The sequence below is a fragment of the Bacteroides sp. K03 genome, assembly GCF_019734355.1.
Taxonomy (GTDB): Bacteria; Bacteroidota; Bacteroidia; order Bacteroidales; family Bacteroidaceae; genus Bacteroides; species Bacteroides nordii.
In genome coordinates this window covers 19,077-32,911 of the sequence record NZ_JAASHC010000023.1, presented here as the reverse complement: position 1 = coordinate 32,911, position 13,835 = coordinate 19,077, and the positions used below count along the sequence as shown (strand labels likewise).

Here is a 13,835-nt window from a genome sequence, read left to right as displayed (position 1 = left end):
GCGCTGAAACAGGCTTTTAAAAGAGTTACTTCAATCGTACATCGTAATTCGTCTAATAGTAAATAAATTCAGTTTTGAGCTTAATGGTGTTTGTCATTGCCATCCGTCTCTTTCTCCGGTATCGATAAAGCTCTATCTCGTAGAGTAACGTATGAAGCCTCGGTGTGTGACGTTGTTTTAGATGTACATGTAAAGCAGTACGACATGCACATGTGGGACGGTACGACATGTACATGTGGAGCAGTGAAACATGTACATATAAAACAATGCTGCTCACCGGGGAAAGGAGTGTTCCTTTCTGAGAAAGACAGAGTACAACACCGGGTAAGGGTAATGATGCCGTCTATGGATACTTCCGCTACCGAAAAGATAGGGACATAATCTTCGTTACTGTATGGTTTTGAATGTATTTCACCACAAAGTAACACGGAGTTCCACAGAGTTTAAATCTTTATTGGAAGGCAGATGATCGCAGATTCTCGCAAAGGGAAACAAATGTATGATAAAGAACTACAGTCTTTTAATTTGCGTTCATCTGTGTTAATCCGCGTTTTATCAGATAAATACTACTCTGTGGAACTCTGTGCTACTCTGTGGTGAGTTTTGCTCGTTTCTATTCAGATCCGAATAAATTCCGTTGCAAATAGATAACTACTCTTTTTTTACCAAATCAGCATCTGTTTGACATCTCTTTTAGTGGTATAAAGAGTAGTTACCTTTGCGTCTGGTGTTATATTAAACTTTTTTTCTCTAATATTTTGTAGTCGAATAGATTATTTATATCTTTGCACCCGAAACGGATGAAAGGTGGAGGGGCGATTAAGCTCCTTTTTTTGTTCTTATATAGCTAATCAATGATAGAAAAGAAAACTGTTTGTCAGATTGTTGAAGAGTGGCTGGAAGGAAAAGACTACTTTCTGGTAGAAGTAACTGTAAGCCCTGATGACAAGATTGTGGTTGAAATAGACCATGCAGAAGGAGTTTGGATTGAAGATTGTGTGGAGCTGAGTCGCTTCATCGAATCTAAATTAAACCGTGAAGAGGAAGATTATGAGCTGGAAGTTGGCTCGGCTGGAATCGGACAGCCATTCAAGGTAGTGCAGCAGTACTATAATCATATCGGCAGTGAAGTGGAAGTATTGACCAAAAGTGGTAAAAAACTGACAGGAGTGCTGAAGGAAGCCGATGAAGAGAAGTTTGTAGTGGCTGTACAGAAGAAAATGAAGCTTGATGGAGCAAAACGTCCCAAACTTATGGAAGAGGATGAAACTTTCCGTTATGATGAGATAAAATACACTAAATACTTAATTAGTTTTAAATAATTATGGCCAAGAAAGAAGAAACAATCAGCTTGATTGATACATTTTCGGAATTTAAGGAACTGAAAAATATCGATAGAACAACGATGGTTAGCGTGCTCGAAGAGTCGTTCCGGAGTGTGATCGCGAAAATGTTTGGCACTGATGAAAATTACGACGTAATTGTAAATCCGGATAAGGGTGACTTTGAAATATGGCGTAACCGTGAGGTAGTGGCAGACGAGGAATTGACAAATCCGAATATGCAGATTTCGTTGACAGAAGCACAGAAAATAGATGCTTCTTACGAAGTAGGAGAAGAAGTAACTGACGAAGTTATTTTTGCAAAATTCGGTCGCCGTGCTATTCTAAACCTTCGTCAGACATTAGCTTCTAAAATTCTTGAGCTTGAGAAAGATAGTATTTACAATAAATATATAGACAAAGTAGGTACAATCATTAATGCAGAAGTATATCAGATATGGAAAAAAGAAATGCTGCTGCTTGACGATGAAGGAAATGAACTGTTACTGCCTAAAACAGAGCAGATTCCGGCAGATTTCTACCGTAAAGGAGAGACTGCGCGTGCAGTGGTGGCCCGCGTAGATAATAAAAATAATAATCCGAAGATTATTCTTTCACGTACATCTCCCGTTTTCCTGCAACGTCTGTTTGAAATGGAAGTACCTGAAATTAACGATGGCTTGATTACTATCAAGAAGATTGCCCGTATTCCCGGTGAACGTGCTAAGATTGCGGTGGAATCTTATGATGATAGAATCGACCCTGTAGGAGCCTGTGTAGGTGTAAAGGGAAGTCGTATCCATGGCATCGTTCGTGAGCTTCGCAATGAGAATATTGATGTGATTAACTATACATCAAATATCTCCTTGTTTATTCAGCGTGCACTGAGTCCGGCAAAGATCTCTTCTATCCGATTGAACGAAGAAGAGCGTAAGGCAGAGGTTTTCCTCCGTCCGGAAGAAGTTTCGCTGGCTATTGGTAAAGGCGGTTTGAATATCAAACTTGCCAGTATGTTAACTGAGTACACTATTGATGTGTTCCGTGAATTGGATGAAAGTGTGCAGGATGAAGATATCTATCTGGACGAGTTCAAAGATGAAATCGACAGTTGGGTAATCGATGCTATTAAGGCTATCGGTATTGATACGGCTAAAGCTGTATTGACTGCACCTCGCGAAATGTTGATTGAAAAGACGGATCTGGAAGAAGAGACAGTGGACGAGGTATTACGTATTTTGAAATCGGAGTTTGAAGACAATGAATAATTTCATTTACGATTAGGCTATTTACGATTTACGATTGGAGCTACTCTATATTGTAGGTTGTAGATGAAAGGAACTATAAGTCGTCTAATCGTCAATCGTGAAATCGTAAATATCTTCTCATTCCATTATTCTTTTAATTTAAAGTATGACGATAAGGTTAAACAAAGTAACAAGAGATTTGAATGTAGGAATTGCAACGGTAGTTGAGTTTCTGCAAAAGAAAGGGTATACCGTTGAGGCAAACCCAAATACAAAAATTACCGAAGAGCAATATGCTATACTCGTGAAAGAGTTTAGCACAGACAAAAATCTTCGGATTGAATCAGAGCGTTTTATCCAGGAACGTCAGAATAAGGATCGTAACAAAGCATCAGTGGCTATTGATGGTTACGAAAAACAGCCCGAAAAACCTAAAACGGAGGATGTTATTAAGACAGTTGTTCCTGAAGATGCACGCCCGAAGTTTAAACCTGTCGGAAAAATAGATTTAAATAAATTCAACCGGAAAGCTGATAAAGGGGGAGTGAGTGAGACAAAACCGCAACCTCAGCCGGAAGCACAGCCGCAGACTAAACCAGAACCTCCAAAGCCAACTCCGACACCGGTAGTGGAAGAGAAGAAAGTGGAAGAAGTAGTGAAGCCTGTTGTCGTAGAGGCAAAAAAGGAGGAGGTAGTTGTACCTGCTTCAAAACCGGAACCGGTAAAAGAAGTACAGCCTGTAGTTGTAGAACAGCCAAAACCGGTAGTGGAAGAGAAGAAAGTGGAAGAAGTGAAAAAAGAAGAACAGAAAGTGGAAGCTGCTCCAGAAATAAAAGAAGAAAAGGTAGAATCGAAACCTGTTGTTTCGGAGGCTGCTGAGTCTGAAAAGAAAGACGATGACGTCTTTAAAATCCGCCAACCGGAATTTGTATCTAAGATTAATGTAATCGGTCAGATAGACCTGGCTGCATTGAACCAGTCAACCCGACCCAAGAAGAAATCGAAAGAGGAAAAACGGAAAGAACGGGAAGAAAAGGAAAAAGTTCGTCAGGATCAGAGGAAACAGATCAAAGATGCTATTATTAAGGAAATCCGTAAAGATGACAATAAGGTAGCAAAATCTGCTCCGAAGGAGAATGCAGATGCGAATGCCAAGAAGAAGCGTATCCGTATTAATAAGGAGAAAGTAGACGTTAATAACGTTGCTTCTAATTTTGCACATCCTACTCCTAATAGCCAGAAGCCTGCAGGTCAAGGTGGTGGGCAAAACCGCAACCGTAACAATAATAAAGATCGTTTCAAGAAACCGGTTGTAAAACAGGAAGTGAGCGAGGAAGATGTAGCTAAGCAGGTAAAAGAAACTTTAGCTCGTCTGACAACAAAAGGCAAAAATAAGGCTTCCAAATATCGTAAAGAGAAACGTGAAATGGTTTCCAATCGTATGCAGGAATTGGAAAACCAGGAAATGGAAGATAGCAGAGTACTGAAAATAACAGAGTTCGTGACTGCCAATGAATTGGCAAGTATGATGGATGTATCTGTAAATCAGGTTATCGCAACTTGTATGAGCATTGGCATGATGGTTTCTATCAACCAGAGACTTGATGCGGAAACAATTAATCTGGTGGCCGAAGAATTCGGTTTCAAAACTGAATATGTAAGTGCTGAAGTTGCTCAGGCCATTGTAGAAGAAGAAGATGCAGAGGAAGATCTTGAACCACGTGCACCGATTGTAACTGTAATGGGACACGTTGACCATGGTAAGACTTCATTGCTTGACTATATCCGTAAGGCGAATGTTATTGCCGGTGAGGCCGGAGGTATTACACAGCATATCGGTGCTTACCATGTTAGTATGGAAGATGGACGTAAGATCACCTTCCTGGATACTCCGGGACATGAGGCGTTTACTGCTATGCGTGCCCGTGGTGCTAAGGTAACAGATATTGCTATTATTATTGTAGCTGCTGATGATAATGTGATGCCACAGACAAAGGAAGCTATCAATCATGCGATGGCTGCCGGAGTACCTATTGTATTTGCAATTAATAAGGTGGATAAGCCAACGGCTAATCCCGATAAGATAAAAGAAGAACTGGCTGCCATGAACTTCCTTGTTGAAGAATGGGGTGGTAAGTATCAATCACAGGATATCTCTGCCAAGAAAGGTATGGGTGTAAGTGAATTGATGGAAAAGGTATTGCTTGAAGCCGAAATGCTTGAGCTGAAAGCCAATCCGAACCGTAATGCAACAGGTTCTATTATTGAATCTACTTTGGATAAAGGGCGTGGCTATGTGGCTACGGTATTGGTATCCAATGGTACGCTGAAAGTGGGTGATATCGTGTTGGCAGGAACCAGTTATGGTCGTGTAAAAGCAATGTTTAATGAACGTAATCAGCGTATCAAGCAAGCAGGACCTTCTGAACCCGCATTGATACTGGGATTGAATGGTGCACCTGCAGCAGGTGATACATTCCATGTTGTAGAGTCCGATCAGGAAGCACGTGAAATTACTAACAAACGTGAACAATTGCAACGTGAACAGGGCTTGCGTACACAGAAGATTCTTACATTGGATGAGTTGGGTCGTCGTATCGCATTGGGTAACTTCCAGGAATTGAACATCATTGTGAAGGGTGACGTAGACGGTTCGGTAGAAGCTTTGAGCGATTCATTGATTAAGCTTTCTACTCCGCAAATTCAGGTAAATGTAATCCACAAAGGTGTGGGACAGATTTCCGAATCAGATGTTTCTCTAGCTGCTGCTTCAGATGCTATTATTATCGGTTTCCAGGTACGTCCTTCAGGTTCAGCTGAGAGAATGGCAGAGAAGGAAGGCGTTGATATCCGTAAGTATTCGGTTATCTATGACGCTATCGAAGAGGTGAAAGCTGCTATGGAAGGTATGTTAGCACCGGAAGTGAAAGAGGTAGTAACTTCTACTATCGAAGTTCGCGAAGTATTCAACATTACGAAGGTTGGTACGGTTGCTGGTGCGGTAGTAAAGACCGGAAAGGTGAAACGCAGCGACAAAGCACGTCTTATCCGCGATGGTATTGTTATCTTCTCAGGTGCAATTAATGCGCTGAAACGTTTCAAAGACGACGTGAAGGAAGTAGGTACGAACTTCGAGTGCGGTATCAGCCTGGTGAATTACAACGACATCAAGGTGGGGGATATGATCGAAACTTACGAAGAAGTAGAAGTAAAACAAACGCTGTAATGGATAAGTTATAGAGTTATAACGTTATAAAGTTATAGGGTGGTAATGTGGTAATGGCCACCTTACCACCTTTTTCTTTTTGATAACTTATTATCTCGCTGATTTCCTATGACTCCATAACCTTATAACTCTCTTCATATATGATCGATATAATAATTTTGGTTATCGTTGGTGCAGGTGTGGTGACAGGCTTTATGAAGGGGTTTATCCGGCAGCTTGCTTCCATACTGGGGCTGATAGTAGGATTATTGGCAGCAAAAGCGTTGTATGCTTCTCTTGCCGAGAAACTTTGTCCTACTGTGACAGACTCAATGACGGTGGCACAGATATTATCTTTCATTGTCATTTGGATTGCCGTGCCATTGATCTTTACTTTGGTGGCATCTCTGCTAACAAAAGCAATGGAAGCTGTTTCTTTAGGGTGGCTGAACCGTTGGCTTGGCAGTGGACTGGGGGCGTTGAAATTTCTGCTGCTTACCAGTCTGGTAATTTGTGTGATAGAATTTATCGATGCAGATAACACATTGATTGATAAAACAAAGAAGGAGGAATCAGTGTTATATTATCCTATGGCTAAGTTTGCGGGAATATTCTTTCCTGCGGCAAAAGAAGTGACACAACAATATATACTCAATAAATAATGCAACAAGAAGAACCCAATAAATATGTAAAGGAACTCACGCAGGAGAAGTATAAATATGGCTTCACTACGGAGGTGCATACAGATATCATTGAGAAAGGACTTAATGAGGATGTTATTCGCCTTATTTCGTCGAAGAAAGGCGAGCCGGAATGGTTGCTGGAGTTTCGGTTGAAGGCGTATCGCCACTGGCTGACATTGGAGATGCCTACCTGGGCACATCTCCGTATCCCTGAGATAGATTATCAGGCTATCTCTTATTATGCCGATCCTACCAAGAAGAAAGAAGGACCGAAGAGTATGGATGAGGTAGATCCGGAGTTGATAAAGACATTTAATAAGTTAGGTATTCCATTGGAGGAACAGATGGCGTTGAGTGGAATGGCTGTGGATGCTGTAATGGACTCCGTTTCGGTAAAGACAACATTTAAAGAAACGCTGATGGAGAAAGGGATTATATTCTGCTCTTTCAGTGAAGCAGTGCGTGAACATCCCGATCTGGTAAAGAAGTATTTAGGATCGGTAGTAGGTTATCGTGATAACTTCTTTGCTGCGCTGAACTCGGCAGTGTTCTCTGACGGGTCATTTGTTTATATACCGAAAGGCGTACGTTGCCCGATGGAGTTATCGACATACTTCCGCATTAATGCGGCTAATACGGGGCAGTTTGAACGTACACTGATTGTGGCGGATGATGATTCGTATGTTTCCTATCTGGAAGGTTGTACAGCACCGATGCGTGATGAAAACCAGTTGCATGCTGCTATTGTGGAAATTATGGTACATGATCGTGCCGAAGTGAAATACTCCACTGTTCAGAACTGGTATCCGGGTGATGCTAACGGCAAAGGGGGCGTTTATAACTTTGTGACGAAACGTGGTAATTGTAAAGGAGTAGATAGTAAACTGTCGTGGACGCAGGTAGAAACCGGTTCGGCCATTACATGGAAATATCCTTCCTGTATTCTTACCGGCGATAACTCTACAGCGGAATTCTACTCTGTAGCTGTAACGAACAACTATCAGCAGGCGGATACGGGTACAAAGATGATACATCTCGGTAAGAATACCCGTAGTACGATTGTAAGTAAAGGTATTTCTGCCGGAAAGAGCGAAAACTCCTACCGGGGTCTGGTACGTGTTTCTGAAAGAGCTGATAATGCACGTAACTATAGCCAGTGTGATTCACTCTTGCTCGGTGATAAATGTGGTGCACATACTTTCCCTTACATGGATATTCATAACGAGACGGCTGTGGTAGAACACGAAGCTACTACCAGCAAGATCAGTGAAGATCAGATATTCTATTGTAACCAGCGTGGTATCCCAACCGAAGATGCTATCGGACTTATTGTAAACGGATATGCCAAAGAAGTATTGAATAAACTTCCGATGGAGTTTGCCGTTGAAGCGCAAAAATTGCTGACGATCTCATTAGAGGGAAGCGTGGGATGATTGGACGATTAGACGATTTACGATTTACGATTGAAGTTTGATTGTAAATGTAGACCGTCTTAAAAGTAATTTCAATCGTAAATTGTAAATCGTAAATTGTAAATATAATCATGTTAGAGATAAAAGACTTACATGCCAGCATCAATGGCAAAGAGATATTGAAAGGTATTAACTTAACAGTGAAACCGGGCGAGGTACATGCTATCATGGGACCTAACGGATCCGGAAAGAGTACGCTTTCTTCTGTTTTGGTGGGAAATCCTGCTTTTGAGGTAACCAAGGGTAGCGTAACCTTTGATGGAAAGAATCTGTTAGACCTGAGCCCTGAAGATCGTAGCCATGAAGGTCTTTTTCTGAGTTTCCAGTATCCGGTAGAGATCCCCGGAGTAAGTATGGTAAACTTTATGCGTGCTGCGGTAAATGAGCAACGCAAATACAAAGGACTTCCTGCATTAACAGCCAGTGAGTTTCTTAAACTGATGCGTGAGAAGCGTGCGGTGGTAGAACTGGATAATAAGTTAGCTAACCGTTCGGTGAACGAAGGCTTCTCTGGTGGTGAGAAGAAGCGGAATGAGATTTTTCAGATGGCTATGCTGGAACCACGTCTCAGCATTCTTGATGAAACCGATTCTGGCCTTGATATTGATGCACTTCGCATTGTAGCCGAGGGAGTTAATAAATTGAAGACTCCTGATACAAGTTATATTGTTATTACCCATTATCAACGTCTGCTGGACTATATCAAACCGGATATCGTACATGTGCTCTATAAAGGCCGTATCGTGAAAACTGCCGGACCGGAACTGGCTCTCGAACTGGAAGAGAAAGGATACGACTGGATTAAGAAAGAGGTGAAGGATTGACTTATGAATTATGAGTAATGAAGACTGTGCAGCATGGCATTGCTTATACACCATAACTCATAATCCATACATCATCATGCATAATTCATAAATGATAAATCATAAATCAAAAAGATGAGTGTAGAACAACAATATATAGATCTCTTCTCACAATGTGAAGCAATGATTTGCCGGCATAGTACTGAGGTCATGAATGCTCCGCGTGCTACTGCTTTTGCCGATTTTGAACGGGTGGGCTTTCCTACGCGTAAGCAGGAGAAGTATAAATATACCGATATCAGCAAATTCTTCGCACCCGATTACGGACTTAATCTGAATCGTCTGGATATTCCGGTGAATCCCTATGAGGTGTTCAAGTGCGATGTGCCCAACATGAGTACCTCTTTGTTCTTTGTAGTGAACGATGCGTTTTATAATAAGGCATTGCCAAAGTCGCATCTGCCGGAAGGAGTTATCTTTGGAAGTCTGAAAGAGGTAGCAGAGCAACATCCCGATTTAGTAAAGAAATACTATGGCAAGCTGGCTGATACTTCTAAAGATGGAGTGACTGCTTTTAATACCGCCTTTGCACAGGATGGTGTACTGATGTATGTTCCGAAAAATGTAGTGGTAGAACGCCCTATTCAGTTGATTAATATATTACGTGCAGATGTCAATTTCATGGTAAACCGTCGTGTATTGATTATTCTTGAAGAAGGTGCGCAGGCACGTTTATTGATGTGTGACCATGCTATGGATGGCGTAAACTTCCTGGCTACGCAAGTGGTTGAAGTGTTTGCCGGAGCGAACTCCGTATTCGATTTGTATGAATTGGAGGAGACACATACCAGTACGGTGCGTATCAGTAATCTCTATGTAAAACAGGAGGCAAACAGCAACGTATTGCTTAACGGTATGACTCTTCATAACGGTACTACCCGTAATACAACAGAGGTAACTCTTGCAGGAGAAGGTGCCGAAATCAATCTTTGTGGCATGGCTATTGCCGATAAGAACCAGCATGTAGACAATAATACGACCATTGACCATGTTGTGCCAAATTGCACCAGTAATGAATTGTTTAAATATGTACTCGATGACCAGTCTGTTGGCGCTTTTGCCGGTTTGGTACTGGTGCGTCCTGATGCACAGCATACAAGTTCTCAACAAACGAACCGTAATCTTTGTGCCACCCGTGATGCCCGTATGTATACCCAGCCTCAGTTGGAAATCTATGCAGACGATGTGAAATGCTCTCACGGTGCTACCGTTGGCCAATTGGATGAAACTGCTTTGTTCTATATGCGTACCCGTGGTATTGCAGAGAAAGAAGCCCGTTTGCTGCTTATGTTTGCTTTTGTAAATGAAGTAATAGATACCATCCGTCTGGATGCTTTAAAAGACCGTTTACATCTGTTGGTGGAGAAACGTTTCCGGGGTGAACTGAACAAGTGCCAGGGATGTGCGATATGTAAGTGATTAGTGATTAGTGGTTAGTGATTAGTGCCATGCAGCATAATAGCGCAGCCCACTAATCACTAACCACTAATCACTAATCATTAACCAACTAATCACTAATAAAATGGATATAAAGAAGATACGTGAAGACTTTCCCATTCTTAGCCGTACGGTATATGGGAAGCCTTTGATTTATTTCGATAATGGTGCAACGACTCAGAAACCACGTCTGGTGATTGATTCGCTGGTAGATGAATACTATTCTGTTAATGCCAATGTGCATCGGGGAGTACACTATCTTTCTCAGCAAGCTACAGAGTTACATGAAGCTTCCCGTGCTACAGTGCGTGAGTTTATCAATGCCCGTAGTATAAATGAGATTATCTTTACCCGTGGTACAACAGAGGCTATTAATCTTCTTGTTTCCAGTTTCGGTGAGGAGTTCATGGAAGAGGGAGATGAGGTTATTCTCTCCGTGATGGAGCATCACAGTAACATTGTGCCCTGGCAACTTTTAGCTGCCCGTAAAGGTATTGCAATAAAAGTGATACCTATGAATGATAAAGGTGAACTGTTGCTGGACGAATACGAGAAGCTTTTTTCAGACCGGACAAAGATAGTGAGTGTAACGCAGGTTTCCAATGTATTGGGAACGGTTAATCCCGTCAAAGAGATGATTGCTACTGCTCATGCTCACGGGGTACCTGTATTGATAGACGGTGCACAGTCCGTACCTCATATGAAAGTTGATATGCAGGACATGGATGCTGACTTCTTTGCCTTCTCTGCACATAAAATCTATGGTCCTACCGGTGTGGGTGTTCTTTATGGAAAAGAAGAATGGCTCGACCGCCTGCCGCCTTATCAGGGTGGGGGAGAAATGATACAGCACGTTTCTTTTGAGAAAACAACGTTCAATGAACTTCCTTTTAAGTTTGAAGCCGGTACTCCCGATTACATTGGTACTACCGGGCTGGCAAAAGCCCTTGATTATGTGACTGGTCTTGGTATGGATAATATTACCGCCCATGAACATGAACTGACTACTTATGCTATGCAGCGTTTGAAAGAGATTCCGGATATCCGTATCTTCGGTGAAGCAGCGCACAAGAGCAGTGTTATCTCTTTTCTGGTAGGTAATATTCACCACTTTGATATGGGTACTTTGCTCGACAGACTGGGTATTGCTGTCCGTACCGGACATCATTGTGTACAACCGTTGATGCAGCGCCTTGGTATTGAGGGTACGGTTCGTGCTTCTTTTGCCGTTTATAACACAAAAGAGGAGATTGATGCCCTTGTAGCCGGTGTGGAGCGCGTTAGTAAAATGTTCTGATTGAGTAATATGCCGTAAGGCACAATAACATAAACTATGAAACATAAACTGCTAAACTATTTCTGTTTACTTTTTCTTTTGGCATTCGTAACCGGATGTGAAGAAGATAATAAGGATGATTTTACCCCGAACCTCTATAAAGTAACGGGTAAAGTAGAAAAAGGACCTTTTATAAATGGTTCCAAAATTACTGCGCAAGCATTGGATAAAGATTATAATCTGACTGGTGAGGTTTACCAGGGTATTATTGTTGATGATGACGGTTCTTTTAATCTGGGAGAGATTAAATTGAATTCGTCTTACGTGTTATTAACAGCTGACGGATATTATTTTAATGAAGTAGACGGGGAATTGTCTACCGGGCAGATATCTCTGCAGTCAATAGTCAATTTGGCTGATAATAAACAGGCTAATATCAACATTCTTACCCACCTGAAAACGCAACGTATGATGCAGCTTCTTAGGAATAACAAGCCGGATTTCAATGAAGCTGATGCAAAAGTCCAGAAGGAAGTTTTGAAAAGTTTTGGTCTGGAACGTTATGCCGAAAAGGACGTTTGTAACTTTTCTATTGCTTCCGGTACTGATGAAGCCGGTGCATTAATCGTTGTATCTTCTACTTTATTGAGAGATCGTACGGATGCTGAATTAACGGAATACTTGGCCAAACTGAGTGCCGAATTCAAAGCGGAAGGTACATTTACGGATAATACAAAAAAACAACTCCGGGAGGATGCCGTGCTGTTGGATGTAAATGAGATATCAGATAACATCATCACTCGTTATAAGGCGTTGAATATGGATGTTACTGTCCCAAACCTGAATTATTTTATTGACTGGGATGGTGATGGTATTGCCGGTAATGAACCCGATGCCGGAGGAGATATGACGTTGACTCTCGATAAAAAAGAGTTGGCTATTCCTGCCGAGGGAGGAACTTTCCGTATTAAGATAGATTGTAAAGTACCGGTAACTTTAGAGAGGCCGGCTGGGATACCAGGTGAGTCTGTCACTGAGGAGAGTCTGAAGGTTTTTAAATATACTGATATTAATTACACGAAAACGATTGAGGGGAATGAACTGATTATCGTTGCCCGGCCTGCTGATGGAGCTTTGATAAAAGGAGAATCTATTACTGTCTATACTACAAGTGGAAAACTTTCTGCAGAACTGAGGATTACACAAAACGGAGATCCTTCTAAACAGATCGAGTTTGGAGAGGATGGACAAGCAGTTGTTGCGGGTATAGCCAATCAAATGATGATTTCCATGCAGGACTTTTCCAATTTGGATGGTTACTATACACAAAGCTTTGATGGTAGGAATACGTCATATTATGCTATTTATGAACATACATTGACTACCTATGACAGTAAATTACTGAATATTTGGAGGAAGGCATATAATGCTATTTCCAGAATCAGGATGTTAGATTATATACTTGAAAAAGGTGGAGTCGTTGAAGCCCCGTCCTTTATGGCCTATATTCATCAGTTAGCCGCCGTTCAGTATTTCCAGTTAGCATCTTGGTGGGAGAATGTTCCTTATGTGATAAATTATGATGATCCGCTTGGAGGCTCTCAACAACTGGGTAGTGAGAATTTGTTTGCGAACTTAATAGATGATTTGAATTATTGTGTGGAGCATAGTAAGCTGGAACCGGGTGGGTTTGATACTCCCGAGGGCGTTTTGTACCCTGCAAAAGGTGCTTCGTTAGCGTTATTGGCTAAGATGTATCTGCATCAGAAATCCTATGCGCAAGCTTATAATTATCTGAAACGGATTATTGACAGTGGTGTATACGCCCTGGAGTCCTCTTCGGAAACGTCGCTGGGATTGAGCTCCCGTGAAATCGTCTGGGGATTGCGTACTGATTCCCTGCAGCAGTCATCTGAATCTGTTTTGAAAGGCAATGCTTATGTACCTTTTGTGACTTATACCGAAGTCCTGTTATCTGCTGCTGAATGTGCTTATCATTTAGGCAACCGGGCTGAGGCAATGGCTTATTCGAATAAAGTAACACAAGCGCGGAACTTACCCTTAATTTCCGAAGTTAACTTTATCGAATCTTTACGCTCGGTCTGGCAAAGTGAACTGAAGGGTTTTGGTAGCTATTTCTCATTCTTACGGCGCAACAATCTGGCTGTTGAGCAGTTGAAGATAAAAGATTATCAACAGTTATTGCCCATTCCCCTACAGGAGATAGAAGCTAATAAAAATCTCATTCAGAATCCGGGATGGAAATAATTGTGAATTAAATTGGACAGCAGTTGCAACTTTTCCGGTTATTTGTGCGTCTAATAACGTAAATA

General features: G+C 41.6%; 10 protein-coding genes. All 10 read left to right on the top strand.

The annotated features are described in order from the left end of the window. Nucleotides 1-90: 90 nt before the first annotated feature. Entirely contained in the window at nt 91-381 is a 291-nt protein-coding gene (locus HCG69_RS14875; protein ID WP_221650716.1) for a hypothetical protein, read from the top strand. A 473-nt stretch (nt 382-854) separates the two neighbouring features. Further along, complete coding sequence (gene rimP, locus HCG69_RS14870) at nt 855-1,322, top strand: ribosome assembly cofactor RimP (RefSeq protein WP_221650684.1); 468 nt, start codon at nt 855-857, stop codon at nt 1,320-1,322. Nucleotides 1,323-1,324: 2 nt separating this feature from the next. Continuing rightward, nucleotides 1,325-2,587 (top strand): transcription termination factor NusA, encoded by a 1,263-nt coding sequence (gene nusA, locus HCG69_RS14865; protein WP_221650683.1) that lies wholly within the window; start codon nt 1,325-1,327, stop codon nt 2,585-2,587. A gap of 145 nt (nt 2,588-2,732) precedes the next feature. Next, complete coding sequence (infB, locus tag HCG69_RS14860; protein WP_221650682.1) at nt 2,733-5,792, top strand: translation initiation factor IF-2; 3,060 nt, start codon at nt 2,733-2,735, stop codon at nt 5,790-5,792. A 140-nt stretch (nt 5,793-5,932) separates the two neighbouring features. Then, nucleotides 5,933-6,433: a CvpA family protein gene (locus HCG69_RS14855; RefSeq protein ID WP_002558743.1), complete on the top strand. Its 501-nt coding sequence runs from the start codon at nt 5,933-5,935 to the stop codon at nt 6,431-6,433. Beyond that, the gene (gene sufB / locus HCG69_RS14850) at nt 6,433-7,887 is read left to right on the top strand and encodes a Fe-S cluster assembly protein SufB (protein ID WP_002558744.1); all 1,455 of its coding nucleotides are present in this window, start codon (nt 6,433-6,435) and stop codon (nt 7,885-7,887) included. The genes HCG69_RS14855 and sufB overlap by 1 nt, the downstream gene beginning before the upstream one ends. A 110-nt stretch (nt 7,888-7,997) precedes the next feature. Beyond that, nucleotides 7,998-8,750, top strand: coding sequence for a Fe-S cluster assembly ATPase SufC (sufC, locus tag HCG69_RS14845; RefSeq protein WP_221650681.1), 753 nt, complete (start codon nt 7,998-8,000; stop codon nt 8,748-8,750). Between the two features lie 114 nt (nt 8,751-8,864). Then, the gene (gene sufD / locus HCG69_RS14840; protein WP_221650680.1) at nt 8,865-10,208 is read left to right on the top strand and encodes a Fe-S cluster assembly protein SufD; all 1,344 of its coding nucleotides are present in this window, start codon (nt 8,865-8,867) and stop codon (nt 10,206-10,208) included. A gap of 103 nt (nt 10,209-10,311) precedes the next feature. Then, complete coding sequence (locus HCG69_RS14835) at nt 10,312-11,523, top strand: aminotransferase class V-fold PLP-dependent enzyme (RefSeq protein WP_221650679.1); 1,212 nt, start codon at nt 10,312-10,314, stop codon at nt 11,521-11,523. 36 nt (nt 11,524-11,559) lie between these two features. Then, nucleotides 11,560-13,770 (top strand): RagB/SusD family nutrient uptake outer membrane protein, encoded by a 2,211-nt coding sequence (locus HCG69_RS14830; protein WP_221650678.1) that lies wholly within the window; start codon nt 11,560-11,562, stop codon nt 13,768-13,770. Nucleotides 13,771-13,835: the final 65 nt, after the last annotated feature.